Origin of the sequence: Robertmurraya massiliosenegalensis JC6 (assembly GCF_000311725.1) — a bacterium.
Lineage (GTDB): Bacteria > Bacillota > Bacilli > Bacillales > Cytobacillaceae > Robertmurraya > Robertmurraya massiliosenegalensis.
In genome coordinates this window covers 1,228,514-1,249,335 of sequence record NZ_HE978511.1, presented here as the reverse complement: position 1 = coordinate 1,249,335, position 20,822 = coordinate 1,228,514, and the positions used below count along the sequence as shown (strand labels likewise).

Here is a 20,822-nt window from a genome sequence, read left to right as displayed (position 1 = left end):
TGAAGCTAAGTACATCCATTGAATCTAATCCATATGGTGAATCTGGTCCAAACAAGTCTACATTATTATCTAATTCGTCAAGAGGAATAGAAATGTCAAATAACTCCAAATAAATTTCTTTTATTCTTGTAATCATGTATAACCTCTCCTTTTAATTATGAATATATCTAAAGCAAAGTGAACCCCATAAAAAGCCTGCTCCAATTGCAGAAAATACAATATAGTCGTTATCAGAAACGTTTCCTTCTTTGACTGCTTTATAAATGCTTGAAAAAATAGTGGCCGATCCTGTATTTCCATATTCCTGCACTGTTACGGTTGTTTTGTCATATGGAACTTGTAAAGTGTCTAATGCTTCTCTAATAATATTAAGATTAGCTTGATGAATAATAAAATGGTCTATATCTTTAATCGTTAGTCCAGCTGATTGAACTGTATGCTGAATCGAAGAGGGAATTGCTCGAGTCGCTACATTCCATACTTCTCTTCCGTTCATTTTAATAAATAGATCAGTTGCATCTATACCGGAAGAACGTAAAGCGTCAGTTCCTCCCCCAGGAATTTGAACAGCATCATTTACTTCATCTTGCAAATCAAATGATAGCAAACCATAGCCATCCTTTGTTTTTTGTAAAACCATTGCTCCAGCAGCATCACCAAAAAATACTCTGGTTGAACGGTCTGTTGGATCAGTGACTCTAGATAGTACTTCGGCACCGACTACTAATACATTATTAATATTTTCGCTTTGTAATAGGTGAGCAGCTAAATAGATAGAATAAATTCCACCTGCACAGGCAGCTTGGTTTAAATCATATGGAATCGCGTTTACTGCCCCTAATTTATCTTTTAGTATCATTGCAGTTGAAGGCAAGCTCTGATCTGGAGTTACAGTGGTTAAAATAATAATGTCAACCTCTTCTGCAGTTATTCCAGCATCTATTAATGCTTCATTACAGGCACCTACACATAAATCCGAGGTAACATATGGCTCTTCTAAAAACCTCCTTTCTTGAATACCTGTCTTTGTTTGTATCCACTCTTCTGTTGTATCAAGACCTTTGATGATTTCTTTATTTGTGACCACAGTTTCTGGTACTTGAAATCCAATACCTTGAATATTAATTGGAACTTTAAGGCCAGTTGCATACTTGACTTCTCTTTTTAATTCAGTGATTATACTCAAATTTAAACTCCTCCTTTCGTTTTAATCTAAAATTAAAGAAATAATTAGGTACGAACTGCTAGTTTATTTTTTATGGCATCTGTTGTTACTAAATGCTCTGCCTGAAAGGGGATATCTGTGAAATTTAGTGACTTGGTAATAAACTGACCAGGTCCTATTACGATTACTTTTTCTACGCCTTGACGATAAATATATTTTAATGATCCATACCACTGGACTGGATTAGTATATTGTTTAATGAGTTCCTCCTTAATTTCGGCAGAGGAGGTAATCTCTTTACCAGTTACATTGCTTAACAATGGCATCTCTACTTCCTTTATTGCTACAGAAGGGGCATATTCATTTATATATCTGCGTTCAACATTTTCCATTAATCTACAATGAGAGGGGGGGCCATAAGGAACAATTACCCCTAATCCACCTTGAGTGGCTGCTTTCGTACTCAATTTCTCTAAGCTGTCAAAGTCGCCATTTACGATCATTTGTGTAGAATTCCCGAACATAATAGGTTCTAATGTTCCACCTTGCTGTCGAAATTCTTCCATGTACTCTAACAGCAGATTATTATCGATATTATAGAAGAAGTAAACTCCGTACCGGTTATCGGGGAATTCACTTATTTCGATATCAACCATTGCTTTGACCATCCTCAAAGTATCTTCAAATGACATTCTCCCGCTACAATGAATGGAATTAATTAGGCCTAGGCTTGGACCTAGGTAATAGTCAGCCTTTGGTAAGGTGTCCTTCACCATTTCATGAACAGCAGAGCAAATCGTAACCGTGCCACATCTTGCCACGACTCCTTCATTGATGATATCCTCATCATCTGAATAGAACTTTTCCTCCAGATTGAAACCTAAAATTTCACTGGCCTCGGTAAATTTCTTACGGACTTCCGGAAATTCTTTATAAAAGTCTTTGTAATCATTCTTTTTTAATTTCATTAATGGTGGAAATAATATAGCTGTTTTCATGTCTATCCCTCCTTCATTTGCGATTACATAAGCCCGCCATCTACTACTAATGTTTGACCGGTAATATAATTTGCTTTCTCAGATGCCAAAAAAGAAGCAGCTTCGGCAATATCATTTGGAGATCCTAAACGTCCCATCGCAATCTTCTTTTTATATTCGGTCATCGTATCCTCCGGTATTCGGTGCACCATTCCAGTATCTTGAATATATCCTGGAGCTATCGCATTAACTCGAACATTAAGTCAAGTATTTTCTCAAGCCTTGGTGCATCGATGTTCTTGTTTACGCAATCTTGGTATATTGTAAGAGTTCTAAATTTAGAGGCTGCAGTTGGAATGGTTATGATCGGTTCCAGTATACCTCAAATTATGATGTTATTTATTGGAGGTGTTATTGCGGACCGGATGAATAAAACGAAGTTGATGTTCTGGTCGGGTATGACGAGAGTGATACTTCTTTTACTATCGTTCTATATTTGCTTTCTTTCTCTACAGTCCCGATATTTCTATTTGTTTTTTATGCTGTTATTTTTGGTATATTATGTGGGAGGAAATAGACAGATGAAGAAACTATGTATTGCCTTTATGCTCCTGGTTATGCTGCTTCTAATGGGTTGTGCATCCGATGGCGAGGAAACACAAATAGCTAACTTGGAAGATGTGAATACGATATATATTGAACAAGGAAGCCATGATATAATAATAGAAAGCGAGGATCAGCCGGATGTGGAAGCTAATTATGGACGTGGGGTAACATTGGAACAGAGTGGTGAGAAAATTACGATAGGTGTAAAGAAAAGTTTGCTACCCTTTGGTCCAAAAGTAAATCTAGGTGATGAATTTAAGGTTATCATTCCTACCGATTTTAACGGAGACGTTGTGATGGAAGGGAACTCAGGAGATATCAGCTCCGAACTGCTTGCAAATTATAATTTAGAATTTACAACAAAAAGTGGTGATGTATCTCTAGTATTTACTGAGTTTCAAAGTAATGTGAAAGTCGTATCGAAAAGTGGTAATGTTGATATTGTGATACAGGAAGATAATCCGAATATGAAATTAAAAACAAAAACGGCAAGCGGAAATAACACGATTGCTTTCCCTGTTTCATTGGATGAAGCAGATAATGGAAAAGAGATAGATGCGGTTTCTGGTGAGGGAACGTTTACGTTGGATATCGAAACAAAATCTGGGGATATCAGCGTGAAAAATAATTAACTCAACAGAAAAGGAATAGATATAATCGTGCATGTCGGAAATATTAATGAGAATGGAGTTGCCCTGCTTGAATTTTATTGCTTGGATGATTGTAGCTTGTGAAATTGCGTTTTGGTTGGTTATAATATTAGGATTAGTGGTAAGATATGTTCTTAAGAAAGATAGGCTAGGCTTGTTTTTCTTAGCTTTAACCCCAGTTATTGATTTATTACTATTAGTCATTACAGGCGTGGATTTATATCGAGGGGCAGTTGCCACGATGGCCCATGGAATTGCTGCGATTTACATCGGTGTTTCGATTGTCTTTGGAAAAAGTATGATCAAGTGGGCAGACGAAAGGTTTCGTTATTATGTAACAAAAGAGGGACCGAAACCAGTTAAACGCTATGGTATTGATTATTCCATTCACTATTTGAAAGGCTTCGGAAGACATATACTTTCATATATTATTGGTGCCGGAGCATTAGTGGCTATCATATACTTTATCAACGATGCTTCACGAACGGAAGCGTTAGTTCAAATATGGAAGATTTGGTCTCTTGCTTTAGGGATTGATTTTGTCGTCACCATTTCTTATTTCATTTGGCCCCCAAGACAGAAGAGTATCAACTGAGGAACAACAAATGAAGAGTAAATGTAATAAATGATGGAAAATACAATCAAACACTTATAATCAGTATATACTTAGTATATGATGATTATAAGTGTTTTTTATTTACTTAACTATGTGTTATGATTGTTTTTGGTTTTACACTTTCGGAAAGTATATACTTAGTATATAATATTTTTGTGAAGATGGGAGGAATGAACAGATGATTCAAGTAAAAGGTTTAAAAAAGGAGTTTGTACAGGGACAGGAGCGAACAGAAGTATTAAAAGGGGTAGATTTAGAAGTGGAGGAAGGAGAATTTGTAGCTATTATGGGCCCAAGTGGTTCTGGAAAAAGTACATTGTTACAACTTTTAGGTGGTCTAGATCTTCCTTCCGAAGGAGATATATTGATTCGTAATAGTAAGATAAGTAATATGACCGAAAAAGAACGTACCATATTTCGTAGAAAGTATATAGGGTTTATTTTTCAAAACTATCAGTTACTGCCTACCCTGACAGTCGAAGAAAATATTGCATTTCCTCTCCATGCGGATGGTAGTCTGAAAAAAGAAAAGTCTGAACAGATTATAAATTTGATGGATACTGTTGGGCTAGAAGGACTTGGTAAGAAACGGGCGAATTTACTTAGTGGTGGTCAGCAGCAGCGGGTAGCGATAGCTAGAGCTCTAGTCAATCATCCTTCTGTGTTATTGGCGGATGAGCCAACCGGTAACTTAGACAGAAGCCGTGCAGAAGAAATTCTTACTTTAATTTCTAAGTTCAACCGAGAGAATAAGCAAACGATTATTATGGTGACACATGATATTTTCGCAGCGGGGTTTGCCGATCGTATTATTCTTTTTAAAGATGGCGTTATTGATCAGATAATCTCTAGAAAGGATGGAGACTATACTAATTATGTGGCGAATTTCATGGCGTAATATTACCCAAAACAAGAAACGTTTTTTCATCTCCATGCTTGGAATTACTTTAGGTGTAGCATTTGTTACATCGATGCTCATTGCCGAGCGGACTACGAATGATGTCTTCGAGTACTATGAACAAATGTATGTTGCAAATGCAGATTATTGGGTGTTAAGTGATGAACATACGTATCCAGAATCTGAGGTTTCAACAATCCTAACTCATTCCTCTGTAACCGATACATTGATTGCCCTTGATAAACAAGCGTTTTTAGAGGTGGAGGGGGATTTATCTCTCCAACAGCGATCTGTTCGGATAACAGGTGTGAATGATCAAAATAGCCCATTATTAAAACTTCCGGTAACAGAGGGGACTTTAGATAATCAGGGCCTAGTTATTCCAGATGTTTTAGCTGAGCTACTAAATAAAAAAGTAGGAGATACGATCAGCTTCACTAATCTAGGTGAGGCTAGAATTTCTGCTATTGTAGAATATACACAACTACTCGCAAGCCCAAGTACGTGGGAACGAGCTGAGCAAATGAGTTTTCGTGTGATGGCGCCTCTCCAACTATTAAGAGAATGGATTGGGATTGAAGATGAGATTTCATATCTTCGATTTCAAACGAATGCAGGCGGAGAAGAGCTTTTTCATTTGTTAGAAGAGGAATATCGTGATTCCAGTGTATATATTCAGCCGGTAGTTGCGGATGACCTACAAAGCAATGACATCGGTGGACTCTACACTTTCTTCTATTTAATAGCAGCATTATCGATATTTATAAGTGGATTTATTGTATTTAACATGATATATACGAGTGTTACAGAGCGAAAAAAGGAATTTGCGATTATGAAAAGTTTAGGCTATCTCCAAAGTTCTGTTTCCAAACTAATTCTGGTGGAAGTTCTCCTATTATCCATGTTAGGTACTATAATTGGAGTGCCGATAGGAATCTGGCTTGGCGATTTGTTTATGAAAACGCTGCTTAGTGTGTTTGAATTTGACATGGTTTACACGTTGAATTGGGAAATTCCTACAATCATTGCTGTGATGAGCGGGATTATATTTCCTGTTATTTTTTCATTAGTACCGATTTATTACGCAGGAAAAACCTCAGTATTATTGACTTTGAAAAATGAAGATCAAGCTTCATCCACTACTAGATATTTCGTAATAAGAGCTATTATTGGGATTGGTTTATTAGTGTTTATCTTTGTTGATCATCCATTTTCCTATGTAGCTATAATAGCTAGCATTATACTATTATTTCCTTTGCTTCTTCTCGCTCTAAGTTCGATTTCAAGACCTGTTTTACAAATCATGTTTGGCTATGCTGGTAGCCTAGCCACTCACAGTCTAAAAAAACAGTTGAATCGAAATGCGAATACGTCGGCTGTTCTAGCGGTTGGGGTAGCAGTTATCTTGTTATTAAGTGCTGTAATTGAATCTGCTCCAGAGGGATATGAGCACGAAATTAGAAATACGTATGGAGGAGATATAAGGATTACATCCGAAACACCTTGGACTGAGCAGGATATGGAAACACTTCTAGGCTATGGTTCAATTGCTGATGTGGAGCCACTAATGGAAGCAACACCAATAACATGGAAAACAACAGATGGAGAGGGCAGGCAATTTTCCGTTTATGCTATCGATGAAGCAGGACCTTCCTTATTTGAAGAGGAAAGTGAGCATATATATGATATGCTAAAAAAGGAACCCTCTGTTGTCCTTGGAGAAAGGGCTTTTAATGAATGGGGAGGTAATGTAGGGGAGCGAATATTTATCCAGACCCCTAATGGTCCACAAGAATTTCCGGTACTTGGTTCTGTAAAAACATCGAATTATTCTAGCTATGTCGCCTTTATGGATAAGCGACATTTCCCTCAAGAATTTGGTTGGTCGAATAGTTTCACGATGCTTCTAACATTAAAGGATGGAAGTGAAGGGGATTCATTACGGGATCAACTATGGCTCGATTTTGGTGAGCATCTATCTAAAGTGGAGACGGTCGAAGATGAAATACAATCAACGACATCTGCATTAACTGGAATGAATGAATTAATATTAATTATGCTCATTCTGGTTATCGGCCTTGCCAGCATCGGTACAGCTAATACGTTATTAATGAACACATTTGAACGGAGATCAGAAATTGGAACCATGAGAGCAATTGGTTTTACGAAAAAACAAGTTCGCAAGATGGTTTCCAGTGAAGGTTTACTTATCGGAATTTCTGGTGTGACCGGAGGAATTCTTCTAGGAATACTGTTACTATACGTTGCAAGCCACTCCGAAATGTTTGGAGATTTTGTAAGTTTTCAAATCCCAATAGGGAACATGATATTAGCTTTCGTTTCGGGTATATTCTTAAGCCTCTTTGCTTCTTGGATTTCTAGTACAACAGCAAGTAAAATAGATATAATATCAGCACTTAAAGAAGGTTAGAATGTATGTCGGTTAAATACGGAATATTGGCTTTGCTTTATCAACAAAAAACTCACGGATATGAATTAAAACTTGAACTGGAGGCCTTTCTTGGAATTAAAGGGAAGATCAATCCAGGTCAAATTTATACTACTGTAGATCGTCTTATTCGTGATCAACTCGTTTCATCGGTTGGAACAGATGACCAAGAAAGAAAACTGTATGAAATTACCGGAGAAGGCAGAAGAGAACTTGAAAAATGGCTACTCGAACCTATACCACATTATTCGACGAAAGATGATTTTCATTTTAAATGGAGCTGTGCTCGTAAAATTGGTTACGGCAAGGAAAGGCAAATGCTTGATCAGCAAAAAGCAATAATCATGAAGGACGTTATGGATTTAACAAAATTAAAAACCGAATTTCTCATTCAAGGGGATGAACATCGGTATTTATTAATAACAGGTTCCCTATTACGACTAGAAGCAGACCTTCATTGGATTCATCAGATTGAAAATCGAAGTCAATAAAGTAATAAATAGTTCGATTAATTTACAATATCGAATCACTAAAATCAAAACGAAAAGCCAGAGAATTGAGTAATATTCAACATTCAAAACGTCTATTTATAGTAATGTAGGTAGGCGTTTTTTGTTTGCCTTTATGTTTCTTTTTGCTGTTTTATACACAAAATTATTCCAAATCGTGTTTATGGTGGCTTTAATATTTATACTAATTGGTTGAAAGTTTACTTCATAAAGCATTAATATTTGTCTCGCCTGAAACATAAATCAAAAGCATAAAAAAATAGCCACCGTTTAGGCGACTATAATCTGATTTTTTATATTTATGGAATTTGGAGGTTGATAGAATAACAAAGTAAAGCTCGCTTCCTATATTTTTTCTAGGAGCCTAGGAGTCTAATTTTTATTGTTGATCGCTTTTGTTTTTTGTTTGTTTTCTTTTAAATATTCTTTGTAATTCTCTCCCCATTCATTCATTAGAGAAATAATGGGTTCTAGTGTCCTACCGAATTCAGTTAATGAGTATTCAACTTTAGGCGGGATTTCAGGATAAACTTCTCGATGAACAATTCCATCATCCTCAAGTTCTCGTAATTGCAGTGATAACATACGTTTTGTAATACCAGGCATCAATCTACTGAATTCGTTAAATCGCTTCTTCCCATCTAACAAATAAAACAAAATGACCCCTTTCCATTTACCGCCAATTACATCAAGCGTTCCTTCAACCGGGCAACCTTCGGGGCATCCGTAACCTTTCTTTCGATTTCTCATCCGTGCTCATACCTTTCTAACTGTCTTCATTCTTTCCTAAATTTGTAACATAGTTCATATCAGATTACAAGAATAAGAATACTTCTTCTTTTCATTTCTTTCCGTGCTAGTAACATTGGTGATACCTGATAACAAGAATGTGCGTACTTACCCTTAGTATATTTATTTTTTATAATAAACATGAATCAAAAAGGAGGGCTTTAAATGAAAGCAGTTGGATTATACAAATATTTACCCATTGAAAAGGAAGAAAGTTTGCTAGATGTCGAAATTGAAAAACCTACACCAACAAACAAAGATATCCTTGTTAAAATTAAAGCTATTTCGATTAATCCGGTCGATGTAAAGGTTCGTGCTCCAAAGGATAAGGAAGAAACAGAACCGAAGATTTTAGGTTGGGATGCAAGTGGAGTTGTGGAAGAAGTTGGACCAGATTGTACAATATTTAAACCAGGAGATGAAGTTTTTTATTCTGGGGACCTAACACGACCTGGGACTTATAGCGAATATCATTTAGTTGATGAAAGAATCGTTGGACTAAAACCAAAATCTTTAAATTTTGCTCAATCAGCTGCTCTACCATTAACATCAATCACAGCATGGGAAAGTTTATTTGATCGATTAATGATTGATATAAATAATCATAAGGAAAATCAAACTAGCAGCATTCTGATTATCGGTGGAGCTGGGGGAGTTGGATCTATAGCTATTCAATTAGCTAAATTGGCAGGTTTAAAAGTTATTGCTACAGCATCCAGAGAAGAGAGTAAGCAGTGGGTGAACAAATTAGGCGCTGATTATATCATTAACCATCATGAAAACTTTCGAGTTCAACTAGAAGAGTACGGTATCAAAGGTGTTCAGTATATTTTATGTTTGAATGAGACAGAGCAACATTGGGGAAACATGGCCGATATTATTTATCCTCAAGGAAGAATTTGTTCGATTGTAGAGATGGATCATCCTATTGATCTCACAGCTTTAAAAAATAAAAGTGTAACATTTGCTTGGGAATTTATGTTCACAAGATCCATGTATAAAACGACAGATATGATAAAACAACATGAACTTTTATCAAAACTTAGTAAACTAATAGATGAAGGGAAAGTAAAAACAACCCTAACAGAAACCCTAAGACCGATTAATGCAGAACAGTTACGAAAAGCACATAAATTAGTGGAAACAGGAAGTATGATTGGAAAAATAGTAGTAGAAAATTGATGTAATCGATGAAATGAAAGGTACCTGATATGTACTGCACCGAAAAAAGTCAGGAAGCACTTCGATAGCAATAAATTTCTGAAAAGTATATAAATATTTACGTGAACTATTTCGAAAAAGAAATAAACGAACTGGGCATGTATGAAGCGTTTGAAACATGGAAAAAAAAGGCTTGGGGAATGGTCAATAGTAGCGGTGCGAAATCTGAATTCAAAAATGAAGACCTTGCGAAGAAATTTGAAATCGAAATGAACGGAATTTTATCTGAATTATAAAGTTTAATTAAAGGACGTCCACGCACGGGCGTCTTTCTATTTTTCCAAAAAAAGAGGTCATTTTAAGATGAATGTTATCTGTTATTCGTCTCCAGCTTTTACCTCAATTGTATTCGTTACTACTATCAAAATAGTAATCATGAGAGATAGGGAATACCTATTTTTTTTTGACACTAATATACTGAACTTTTTGAACGGAGGATAATCATTGGATGAGTTTAAACAGTTATTTTAAATATTTGCTATATGTATCAGGAGATAAACTCTTTACTGAGGAATTTACGCAAGAAACAATTATAAAAGCCTTTTAGTTTATATACACCTTTAAAGGACTGTGCCATTCCTTTTATTTATCATTCTTCTGATCTATTTACTCAATAATGAAGGGAGAAAAATTTGATGGGGAGTAAAGATGTATAGTTTCCTTAATCTGGGAAGTTTAATTCTCGGACTGATTGTTTGGATCCTTTTTCCTAATCAATTTAATTTTATATAAAAATCATGATCATAGTAAATGGTTCACTTTTTCCATTATTAGCTTTTATTAATTTGAAGCTACGGGAACAGCTATTTCAAGTCATGAGATAAAATTGGCTCTAATCTAGTGATTTTTCACAAAGTCAATCTAATCTTTATTATAATGGAAGAAATGAGATTCGATTGTTAAGGAGGAAAGGATGGTTTATTTACATGATTTTTCATTTCCGAATGCGGATATGGAATTTGACTTTTTCATGGATATAAAAAGAACGTGCTATGACTCGTATTATCCATTTAAGATTTTATCAAGAAATGGCTTTGACTCGATTGTATTTGAACCAGTGACGATTTTATATGGTGGAAATGGTTCAGGAAAATCTACTGCATTAAATGTGATAGCAGAAAAGACAGGAATCAAACGAGATTCTATCTATAATAAATCTAATTTCTATCCTGATTATGTCAATATGTGCGAGATGCAGCTTAAAACGAATATTCCTGAAAATAGCAGGATTATTACGAGTGATGATGTATTTGATTACATGTTGAATATCCGGAATCTCAATGAGGGAATTGACCAAAAACGGGAAGAACTTTTTGAAGAGTATTTGGATGCGAAGTATTCCCATTTTCAGATGAAATCAATGGCAGATTACGAGCAGTTAGTTAAAGTAAACACAGCTAGAAGCAAAACACAGTCTCGTTTTGTTAGAAATGAATTGATGGATAATGTGAGGGAATATTCGAATGGGGAAAGTGCGTTTAAGTATTTCATCGAAAAGATTGGCGAAAATGGATTGTATATTTTGGATGAGCCAGAAAATAGTCTTTCTCCAAAACGCCAAATGGAATTGATGAAATTTATTGAAGACTCTGCCCGGTTTTTTGGCTGTCAGTTTATTATATCAACACATTCTCCATTTCTGTTATCCATGAAGGAGGCAAAAATATATAATCTTGATGAAACTCCTGTTAAGGTGAGACGCTGGACGGAATTAGAAAATGTCCGGACATACTATGATTTTTTCAAAAGTCATGAAAACGAATTTTGAGGTTTTTTATGAGCAAATAATGTCCCCTTAAAAAACAGTCTTGCGGGTTCATAACTTTGCCCGGACTTAAATTGCTTCTGGTTAGTCAGAGAGAATGACATAAGAAATAATTAAAATTCAAAAGTTAGAAAAACTAGCTAACTTTTGAATTTTGCTATAATAAATAGAAGCATATATGAATCGGAGTGTAATAATGAAAAAGAAAAGATTCAAGCGCGATGATTTTGAAGATGATATGAACGATGAATTTTATTTTATCGCTGGCTACACAGATGGCGTGCAGCATTTGGACTTCGATGGGAAGAAATTATCCCGAAAGAGTTGAAGTTTAGACAAGCTATCAAAAATGATTCTAAAGAAGTGGTAGAGCTAATTCATCTTGCGATTGGAGATATTGCAGAGCGGTTAACAGGTCAAACAAAGGTGGAAAATATTCGTAAGACCCTCTCCAACTTTTTTCGAGAAGAAAACAATCGTGTTAGTTATCAAAATGTATGGATTGCGGAAGTTTTTGATGAGGTCACGGGAATGATCTTGACATATTCGGGAGCAGCTGCCTCACAATTGGACAAACCTCTACTTGAACGTTTAAGAAGAAAAACAAGGAATCAGAACATGTTCTTTGACCAAGAGGCGGATGTTGGCGATTTATATATTGATACGGTTTCTGTCTCACCGAAGTTTCAAGGCTATGGAATTGGGACAAAATTGCTGTGGAAGGCTGAAGAATTAGCGCTACAGAAGGGATATGAACGAATATCTCTCAACGTCGCTAAGAATAATCGCTATGCAAAAAAATTATACAATCGTATAGGTTATCAAGAAGATAAAGAGATACAGATTAATGGTCATACTTATGATTATATGGTGAAAAGATTGAAAGTTCATGCTAGTGGGGAATAAAATAAATGCTCAACCCTTGTCTAGAGTATCTCATTTCTGTTGAATTTCAATAAACCATGCTATAATACAACTTATTCAAAAACTATATAAAGTTCACTCATATAATAGCAAGGATATGGCTTGCGAGTTTCTACCGGTTCACCGTAAATGGACTGACTATGGGAAGCAATGAATAGGAATAGATTCATAGTCTGTAACCTATTCTTTTTCGACATATACATCGAAGAACTTGCTCCTCATAGATGAAGGAGTTGTCGTTCTTCGATTTTTTTATTTTACGGAAATAGGGGGAAAACAAGATGAAAAAAAGCGAATTGGCACACCTAATTGATGTAGCTGCAGGGCGAAAACCAGCAGATTTAGTTTTGAAAAATGGGAAGATCGTGGATGTCTATCAAGGAACGATTTTGACTGGAGATTTGGCGATTGTAGCAGGAAAAATCGCCGGGATTGGGGAGATATATGAGGGGAAAGAGGTTATTGATGTAAAGGGGAAGTATATTGCACCAGGTTTTATTGACCCGCATATTCATGTCGAATCTTCTTATGTGACTCCGGAAGAATTTGGCCGTTTGCTTGTCCCTCATGGAACGACGACGGTCATGGCCGACCCACATGAAATCGTCAATGTTGCAGGGCTTAAAGGGTTGGAATATATGATAGAAGCGGCAAAACATACGGCGTTAGACATTCAATACATGCTCCCCTCCTGTGTGCCGGCAACGAATATGGAGAATGCAGGAGCGGTATTAACGGCTTCGGATATGGTGGCACCACTAGAGGAAGGACTGGCTGAGGGACTAGCTGAATTTATGGATTTCCCTGGTGTGATTGGGGCCGAGGATAGTGTCTTAGACAAGCTTCTAGTAGCAAAAAATCTAAAGAAACGAATCGATGGACACAGTCCGATGGTAAGTGGAAAAGAGCTTAACGCATACATTGCGGCAGGAGTGGAGAACGACCATGAATGTTCGACTATTGAAGAGATGCAAGCCCGTATTTCACGTGGGATGTATGTCTTTCTAAGAGAAGGATCTGTTACCCAGAATTTACGCACATTGCTAAAAGGGGTTACGCCTCAAAACGCTCGCCGCTGCGTGTTATGCGGGGATGATGTTCAAGCAAAAACGATTTTAGAAAAAGGGCATTTAGACAATGCCATACGTATTTGTGTTGAAGAAGAGGTGGACCCGATCCAAGCGATTCAGATGGCTACCCTTAATACAGCACAATGCTGTCAACTTGATGATCGAGGAGCTATTGCCCCTGGATTAAAAGCCGATTTGGTTATTTTCAGTGATCTAGAAAAGCTGGTTGTAGAACAAACCTATATTGATGGTAAGCTTGTCGCAAAAGAAGGAAAGTATATTTTCCCCATTACAAGAGCAGATATTTCTGCTGTTCAATCTAGTGTCCATATCGGCGATTTTATAAAAGAGAAGCTTCGCCTTAAATTGGAAACCAATAAAGCAAGGGCGATTGAAGTAATTCAAACGGAAGCATTGACTAACGAAGCGATCATTGATGTGGAACGCGATAAATCAGGAGAGTTTGTGTTCAATCCGGAGAAGAGAATTTCAAAAATCGCCGTTATAGAGCGACATAAGAACACGGGAAATGTATTCGTTGGTTTATTGAAGGATTATGGAATTAAAACAGGTGCCATTGGGATATCCATAGCCCATGATTCCCATAACTTGATTGTGACGGGAACGAATGATGAAGACATGGCAGTGGCCGTAGAGAGTCTGAAAAAACAAGACGGTGGGGTGGTCTTAGTCAACAACGGTGAAGTTATTTGTAGCATGGCCTTACCGGTAGGTGGACTGATGAGTAATCTCTCTGGAGAAGAAGTCGTTAAACAACAAAGCAACGTCAATAAAGTGGCTCGTGAAATATTGGGAATTGCAGAAAATGTCGATCCAATCATGACTTTAGGTTTCATGTCCTTAGCAGTGATTCCAAAGTTAAAAATCACCGATTTAGGACTTGTTGACGTGACAAAATTCGAATTTGTACCAGTATCAGTGAACCTTTAAAAAAAATACAGAGGGACGGTTCTGGTGTTTCATGGTGAAACACCAGAACCGTCCCCGTGTTTTTGCGTGTTTTTGCAAAAAATTGCGTATTTTTTTTGTAGCAGGAAATAACTCATTATATGTCGAATAAGAAAGAAAAAGGGGGATTTTTCTGAAACAGGAAATCTAAAAATAAAGATCGGAGGTTACTATGGAAAAAGAAAGTCTATTACGGAATATTGCAGAAACACGAAATGACGTTAACAGGCTACAAAGTATTTATAGTCATTTGAATTCATTATATAAATCATCAATTCAATTGGGATGTATAGGACATGTAGTTGCCTTTATTGTATACTGGTCGCTTGGTGTTTGGTTGCTATCATTTATTCTAAAGATATTTTCATTTCTAGATGTCATCTTATATGCACTACTATCAGAAGCGATACTCGATAGTATTGCAACAATAATCGCTTATATCCTAATATTCGGTGTTGCATTTAGTTATCCATATGTTTTTAATCAAATTAATAAGAAGCGAATGAAAAAGAATGCTGAGATCGCTAAATCAGGCGAGGCCCAAAAGTTGGAACTGGAGAAACAAGCATTTATAGATAAAATTCAGAACAACTCAGTCATTCCAGTGGATTATTGCTATACGAAAGCTTTAAATGCATTTGAAAGATATTTGCTTAATCAGCGTGCAGATAACTTAAAAGAATGTATTAATCTATACGAACAAGAAAGAAGACATGAAGAGCAGATCCAAGAAATCAAATTGATGCAGCAACTCCAAGAGAAAACATATGAAAAAGCGAATGAAGCTACCACAATCGGATGGATCAATTTACTGACTAGAAGATAAATAAACTGGTTGTATAACCCAAAAGTATTCCCCTTTATACATAATACTTGGTGCCTGTCACCACGCATATTTTGTCGAAATTGTTGCGACAAAGTAAGTGTGGTGGCAGGCGTTTTTAATTTAATTTAACAATTCTAAAAATTGATTGCATATTAATCTAGAATTCTTATATAATAAATATGAAAATAAATTACATAATAAATATATTATGATAATTATTTTCATGAATTCAAAAGAATTATCATGGGGTCAATATTTGATTGTTAAATGGAGGGATAAGAATGTTTGAGAAACTGCAACGTTTAGGAAAAGCCTTTATGATTCCGATTGCTGTTTTGCCAATAGCAGGGATCATGCTTGGTGTTGGTGCAGCTTTTACCAACCCCCTTATGGTAGAAACCTATGGGTTGACTGGAATCCTAGGAGAAGGAACATTTTTGTTTTATATTTTAAGCACGATGTCTGCGATTGGGAATATTGTTTTTGCTAACTTGCCATTGATATTCGCAGTCGGAATTGCCTCAGGCTTAGCATTACAGGAAAAAGGGGCAGCAGGTTTATCAGCTGCGATCGCTTTTCTGGTCATGCATGTGATCATTGGTACCATTTTAGGTTTTCTCGGTCATACACCAGAAACGGCAACTGTTGACCATTTCTTATCTCAAGGTCTAGATCCAGTTGAAGCGGCAAAACAGGCAAACGTATATGGATATGAACTTGGACTTTTTACCGTTAGAATCGGCGTACTTGGTGGAATTATTGTTGGTTTATTGGTAGCCTTTTTAGCCAACAGATATTATGACAAGAAGCTTCCAGAAGCACTCTCATTTTTCTCAGGAGTTAGATTTATTCCAATTATTTCTGTGTTAGCCATTAGCGTAATCGGGGTTATTATTCCATTTATCTGGCCGTATGTTCACATTGGTATTTCAACTTTCTCAGAATTCTTTGGACGAACTGGCCCGATCGGAATGTTCTTCTATGGAACATTAATGCGACTTCTCAATATTTTTGGACTTCATCATGCAATATATCCATTATTCTGGTACACCCCACTTGGTGGAGAATTAGAGGTGGCAGGGAAAGTGGTACAAGGTGGACAAAGCATTTTCTTTGCACAATTGGCTGATCCGACAGTTACAAAATTCTCAGCTGAAGCAACGAAGTATTTCACTGGTGGATTCTTACCCATGATGTTTGGTCTCCCAGCAGCAGCTCTCGCAATGTATCGAACAGCTGATAGCAAAAATAAGAAAATTGTCGGTGGTATTCTATTTTCAGCAGCTTTAACATCGTTTTTAACAGGGATTACGGAACCGATTGAATTTACATTCCTTTTTGTAGCACCATTACTTTACGGAATCCATGCTATCTTAGAGGGGATCTCCTATGCCGTCTTATATGCTTTAGATGTATCGGTAGGGGTAACTTTCTCAAGAGGGATCATTGATTTTACACTATTCGGTCTCCTGCAAGGGAATGATAAAACGAACTATATTTGGATTCTTATTCTTGGAATTCCAACAGCACTCATTTACTACTTTATCTTTAAAACACTTATTCTAAAATTGAATCTAAAAACTCCTGGTCGTGGTGAGGAATCTGAGAATAAGTTATATACGAAAAAAGATGCATTATTAAAAGACATTGCGATAGAGGATGTTATTACAGCCTTAGGCGGAAGAGAAAACTTAGTGGATGTCGATGCATGTATTACGAGATTAAGAGTAACGGTCAAAGATATTAATAAAGTTGCCGATGATTCCGTTTGGAAAGATGAACTAAAGGCAAAGGGGCTCTTTAAGAAAGGCTCAGGTGTTCAAGTTGTATACGGAGCCCTTGCAGAAATCTTAAAGAATGAGATAAACAAAGTAAAATAGTTTAAAAGCTTAATAGGTGGAGTCGTAGCGATGTCATGTTCTAAGCTACCTCCACTATTTCATTTTTTAAAAATTGAATTTGTATAGGATACAATAGAGCACATCAACAAGATAGAAAACAGAACTAGTGGGTGAGTAAATAAATGTTAGAATATATAAAAAAAGGCCTCGTCGTTTCATGTCAAGCCCAGAAAAATGAGCCACTTCATAGCTCATTCATCATGTCAAAAATGGCCCTAGCTGCCAAGCAAGGTGGGGCAGTAGGGATTCGGGCAGAATCGAAGCCAGATATTATCGCAATAAAAAAAGAAGTGGATTTACCTGTCGTCGGAATTGTGAAACGAGATTATCCAAATAGTGAGGTCTTTATCACGGCAACAAAACAGGAAGTCGATGAATTAATTGAATCAGGTTGTGAAATGATTGCAATGGACGCAACACAAAGAGAGCGTCCAAATGGAGAGAAATTAGCTGATTTAGTTTCATATGTAAAAGAATATCATCCTAAAATTCAATTAATGGCAGATATCTCTTCATTAGAAGATGCATTAGAAGCAGTACGATTGGGATTTGATTGTGTGTCCACAACCCTTTATGGTTATACAAATGAGACAAAAGGATGTAAACTATACGAGAATGATTTTGAATTTATCAAAATAATCCTAAAAAATGTCTCAATCCCTGTTATAGCTGAAGGAAATATTATCACTCCTGAAATGGCGGGAATGGTACTTGACTTGGGGGCTTATTCGGTAGTTGTCGGTGGAGCGATCACAAGACCACAGCAAATCACAAGTCGCTTTGTCGAAGAAATAAAGAGGGGTTGATGACCCATCATTTAGGTGGAAGGAGTCATCTATGGTTACGCTCTTGAAGGAAATTCAATCGAAATATTCTTCCTTCTCCGATAAAGAAAAAGGCATAGCAGATTATTTGCTTTCTTCGCCATCAGAAGCTTCAAAGCGCAATATTAAAGAAATAGCAGAAAAGACGAATATATCTGTTGCGACGATCACTCGTTTCTGTAGAAAAGTATCTTGCCAAAACTTCGTCGAGTTAAAAATGAAACTAGCAAGAGAAACACACCGTGAAGAAACGGAAGATATGGATTCCAAAATAAGAAATCAATATATGGATGTAATCCGCGATATACAAAGTTTAAACAATCGCGAATCGATAACAAATGCACTAAAATTAATAACGAATGCAAAGCGGATCTTTATTTATGGTTTAGGGAGCTCAGGGCTTGCTGCACAAGAATTAAACTATCGATTGAGTAGGATGGGTTTTGCCAGTGAAGCTGTGACCGACCCACATTTAATGATCATTCGAAGCACTTTATTAAAAAAAGGTGATTTGCTATTAGCTTTTTCACGTTCAGGGCAAACTCGGGAGTTAATTACATCTGTTAACGAAGCGAAGAAAAAAGATGTTAAGTTAATCTCGCTCACGGCTTATGACCAAACCCATCTTACAAAATTATCGGATGAAGTGCTATGGACCATCCATCCTGTTCGCAATGCTTATTTATCAACTGGTCTTGATTTGAGTGCACTATTCCTCATCGATTTAATCAGTATGCATTTCTTGGAAGAGCCTGATAGGAAAAAAATCTATCAAGAGACCATCTCCGCAGTATCTTCTGAAACTCAAAATAAACAGGGGGACGGTTCTGGTGTTTCATGGTGAAACACTAGAATCGTCCCTGCGTGTTTTTATCATAAATATTAAAGTTCACCTATATTTCATAAAAGTTAGAATTTTAAAGTAGTTCTATTATTATTTTTGTAATAGAATGAAGCTTGTGGAGGGTTATTTTTCATAAAATATGGTAACTTTTTCGTGAAGTTATCAAAGGAGAGGATCATGATGAAAAAGATTATTAACGACCCTGATTTAGTAGTGCAAGATATGCTGAAAGGTTTAGTGGCGGCATATCCAAGTAGCTTCAAACTGGTTCCAAATACTACCGTAATTGTACGGAAAGATGCCCCAGTAACTGGAAAAGTTGGATTAGTTAGTGGTGGAGGTAGTGGACATGAGCCTGCACATGCCGGTTATGTAGGTGAAGGAATGTTAGATGCGGCTGTTTGTGGAGAGGTGTTTACTTCCCCAACTCCTGACCAAATTTTTGAAGCCATTAAAGCAGTAGATGGCGGTGCTGGTGTGTTTTTAGTTATTAAAAATTACACTGGTGATGTCATGAACTTTGAGATGGCAGCAGAATTAGCACAAGCAGAAGGAATTGAAGTGGAGCATGTTATCGTGAATGATGATGTTGCGGTAGAGGATAGCTCATTTACTACTGGACGTCGTGGAATTGCAGGGACTATCTTTGTTCATAAAATGGCAGGTGCAAAAGCGCAGAGTGGCGGATCATTACAAGAGGTAAAGACAGTTGCTGAGAAAGTGGTAGCAAATGTTCGTTCAATGGGAATGGCCTTGAGTCCATGTACGGTTCCTGCTGCTGGAAAACCAAGCTTTGAACTTGCTGAAAATGAAATGGAAGTAGGAATGGGAATCCACGGAGAACCAGGTACAGAACGTAAAGCAATTGCAACAGCAGATGAAATAGCTACAGAGTTAACGCAAAAAGTATTAGATGATATGAATCTATCTAGTGGTGATGAAGTAGCGGTGATGATAAATGGGCTTGGTTCTACACCAGAAATGGAACTATATATCGTGAACGGAAAAGTAAACGAAATCTTAAATGAAAAGGGTATCCAAATTTATCAAACCTTTGTTGGTGAATATATGACAAGTTTAGAAATGGCTGGATGCTCTGTAACCCTCTTAAAACTTGATGAGGAATTAAAAGAATTGCTTGATGCAGAGTCCAAATCCCCAGCTTTTTAGCAACGAATGAACAGGAGGAATAGGCAATGGAATTAGCTGTTCAACAAGTCTTAAATTGGCTGGAAAAAACAAATGAAAAGATTCAAAGGAATAAAGAGTACTTAACTTCACTAGATCAAGCAATTGGCGATGGAGATCACGGGATTAATATGTCCCGTGGTTTTCAGGAAGTAATGAGCAAAACAAGCGCTACATCTTACAATTCTGTATCAGATTTATTAAAAGATGTGGCGATGACGCTTTTATCTAAAGTTGGCGGAGCCTCAGGACCCCTGTATGGTACAGCCTTTTTAAAAATGTCTATGGCTGTAAAAGGGAAGGAACCAATTGATAAGCCAGCTTTAGAAGATGCCTTTGAAGAGGCACTTAACGGTATTCTTCAAAGAGGAAAAGCTCAATTAGGTGATAAAACCCTTGTAGACGTATGGACCCCAGTTGTAAATTTTTTGAAGGAACATACTGGTATAGAAGGTCCTCAATTAGAGGAAGTAGCCAAAAATGCGATGGAGTCTACTAAAGAAGTCATGGCGAAAAAGGGACGTGCAGCCTATTTAAAAGAACGTTCAATCGGCCAGCTTGATCCAGGTTCCGTATCCTCTTACTATTTATTCGCTTCTTTAGCAGAAGTGTTAGAGGAAGGGGAGTAACG

20 protein-coding genes, 1 pseudogene and 1 riboswitch are annotated in these 20,822 nt (G+C 36.8%); of the genes and pseudogenes, 17 read left to right on the top strand and 4 right to left on the bottom strand.

Going from position 1 to position 20,822, the window contains the following annotated elements; translation table 11 throughout:
* Positions 1-151: 151 nt before the first annotated feature.
* From BMSHG_RS06195 to BMSHG_RS27395, 3 genes and pseudogenes are all read right to left on the bottom strand, one after another.
* Complete coding sequence (locus tag BMSHG_RS06195) at positions 152-1,186, bottom strand: 3-oxoacyl-ACP synthase III family protein (protein ID WP_019153574.1); 1,035 nt, start codon at positions 1,184-1,186, stop codon at positions 152-154.
* A gap of 44 nt (positions 1,187-1,230) precedes the next feature.
* Positions 1,231-2,163 (bottom strand): ACP S-malonyltransferase, encoded by a 933-nt coding sequence (locus BMSHG_RS06190; RefSeq protein ID WP_019153573.1) that lies wholly within the window; start codon positions 2,161-2,163, stop codon positions 1,231-1,233.
* A 23-nt stretch (positions 2,164-2,186) separates the two neighbouring features.
* A pseudogene (locus tag BMSHG_RS27395) lies at positions 2,187-2,390 on the bottom strand (SDR family oxidoreductase); the annotation flags it as partial.
* A 333-nt stretch (positions 2,391-2,723) separates the two neighbouring features.
* Between BMSHG_RS27395 and BMSHG_RS06180 the strand changes: the two are divergent.
* The 5 genes from BMSHG_RS06180 to BMSHG_RS06160 all read left to right on the top strand — a co-directional run bounded on the left by BMSHG_RS06180 (position 2,724) and on the right by BMSHG_RS06160 (position 7,852).
* Positions 2,724-3,380 carry a DUF4097 family beta strand repeat-containing protein gene (locus tag BMSHG_RS06180; protein ID WP_019153571.1) on the top strand — a complete coding sequence of 219 codons (657 nt, stop codon included), beginning with the start codon at positions 2,724-2,726 and terminating at the stop codon, positions 3,378-3,380.
* 67 nt (positions 3,381-3,447) lie between these two features.
* A complete protein-coding gene (locus BMSHG_RS06175) occupies positions 3,448-3,993 on the top strand; it encodes a hypothetical protein (protein ID WP_019153570.1) in 546 nt (181 codons plus the stop codon).
* A 199-nt stretch (positions 3,994-4,192) separates the two neighbouring features.
* Complete coding sequence (locus tag BMSHG_RS06170) at positions 4,193-4,912, top strand: ABC transporter ATP-binding protein (RefSeq protein WP_019153569.1); 720 nt, start codon at positions 4,193-4,195, stop codon at positions 4,910-4,912.
* Positions 4,890-7,343 (top strand): ABC transporter permease, encoded by a 2,454-nt coding sequence (locus tag BMSHG_RS06165; protein ID WP_019153568.1) that lies wholly within the window; start codon positions 4,890-4,892, stop codon positions 7,341-7,343. The genes BMSHG_RS06170 and BMSHG_RS06165 overlap by 23 nt, the downstream gene beginning before the upstream one ends.
* Before the next feature lie 5 nt (positions 7,344-7,348).
* The gene (locus tag BMSHG_RS06160; protein WP_019153567.1) at positions 7,349-7,852 is read left to right on the top strand and encodes a PadR family transcriptional regulator; all 504 of its coding nucleotides are present in this window, start codon (positions 7,349-7,351) and stop codon (positions 7,850-7,852) included.
* Positions 7,853-8,242: 390 nt separating this feature from the next.
* On the opposite strand, the gene BMSHG_RS06155 is transcribed toward BMSHG_RS06160, so the two are convergent.
* Entirely contained in the window at positions 8,243-8,620 is a 378-nt protein-coding gene (locus BMSHG_RS06155; RefSeq protein WP_019153566.1) for a winged helix-turn-helix transcriptional regulator, read from the bottom strand.
* A 204-nt stretch (positions 8,621-8,824) separates the two neighbouring features.
* Here BMSHG_RS06155 and BMSHG_RS06150 point away from each other — a divergent pair, with 204 nt between their 5' ends.
* From BMSHG_RS06150 to dhaL, 12 genes are all read left to right on the top strand, one after another.
* On the top strand, positions 8,825-9,841 hold the full coding sequence (locus BMSHG_RS06150; protein ID WP_019153565.1) for a zinc-binding alcohol dehydrogenase family protein: 1,017 nt from the start codon (positions 8,825-8,827) through the stop codon (positions 9,839-9,841).
* 101 nt (positions 9,842-9,942) lie between these two features.
* The gene (locus tag BMSHG_RS28160; RefSeq protein ID WP_154651047.1) at positions 9,943-10,116 is read left to right on the top strand and encodes a hypothetical protein; all 174 of its coding nucleotides are present in this window, start codon (positions 9,943-9,945) and stop codon (positions 10,114-10,116) included.
* 677 nt (positions 10,117-10,793) lie between these two features.
* Entirely contained in the window at positions 10,794-11,648 is an 855-nt protein-coding gene (locus tag BMSHG_RS06140; protein ID WP_019153563.1) for an AAA family ATPase, read from the top strand.
* Between the two features lie 193 nt (positions 11,649-11,841).
* Positions 11,842-11,973 carry a hypothetical protein gene (locus BMSHG_RS29225; protein ID WP_019153562.1) on the top strand — a complete coding sequence of 44 codons (132 nt, stop codon included), beginning with the start codon at positions 11,842-11,844 and terminating at the stop codon, positions 11,971-11,973.
* 35 nt (positions 11,974-12,008) lie between these two features.
* Positions 12,009-12,551: a GNAT family N-acetyltransferase gene (locus BMSHG_RS06130; protein WP_187371856.1), complete on the top strand. Its 543-nt coding sequence runs from the start codon at positions 12,009-12,011 to the stop codon at positions 12,549-12,551.
* Positions 12,552-12,628: 77 nt separating this feature from the next.
* Positions 12,629-12,730, top strand: a riboswitch (purine riboswitch).
* A gap of 120 nt (positions 12,731-12,850) precedes the next feature.
* Positions 12,851-14,590, top strand: coding sequence for an adenine deaminase (gene ade, locus BMSHG_RS06125; RefSeq protein WP_019153560.1), 1,740 nt, complete (start codon positions 12,851-12,853; stop codon positions 14,588-14,590).
* A gap of 190 nt (positions 14,591-14,780) precedes the next feature.
* Complete coding sequence (locus BMSHG_RS06120; protein WP_019153559.1) at positions 14,781-15,434, top strand: hypothetical protein; 654 nt, start codon at positions 14,781-14,783, stop codon at positions 15,432-15,434.
* 281 nt (positions 15,435-15,715) lie between these two features.
* The gene (locus tag BMSHG_RS06115; protein WP_019153558.1) at positions 15,716-17,314 is read left to right on the top strand and encodes a PTS transporter subunit EIIC; all 1,599 of its coding nucleotides are present in this window, start codon (positions 15,716-15,718) and stop codon (positions 17,312-17,314) included.
* A 143-nt stretch (positions 17,315-17,457) separates the two neighbouring features.
* Entirely contained in the window at positions 17,458-18,141 is a 684-nt protein-coding gene (locus BMSHG_RS06110; RefSeq protein WP_019153557.1) for an N-acetylmannosamine-6-phosphate 2-epimerase, read from the top strand.
* A gap of 31 nt (positions 18,142-18,172) precedes the next feature.
* Positions 18,173-19,003: a MurR/RpiR family transcriptional regulator gene (locus BMSHG_RS06105; protein ID WP_019153556.1), complete on the top strand. Its 831-nt coding sequence runs from the start codon at positions 18,173-18,175 to the stop codon at positions 19,001-19,003.
* Between the two features lie 180 nt (positions 19,004-19,183).
* A complete protein-coding gene (gene dhaK, locus BMSHG_RS06100) occupies positions 19,184-20,173 on the top strand; it encodes a dihydroxyacetone kinase subunit DhaK (RefSeq protein WP_019153555.1) in 990 nt (329 codons plus the stop codon).
* A gap of 26 nt (positions 20,174-20,199) precedes the next feature.
* A complete protein-coding gene (gene dhaL / locus BMSHG_RS06095; RefSeq protein WP_019153554.1) occupies positions 20,200-20,820 on the top strand; it encodes a dihydroxyacetone kinase subunit DhaL in 621 nt (206 codons plus the stop codon).
* Positions 20,821-20,822 lie beyond the last annotated feature (2 nt).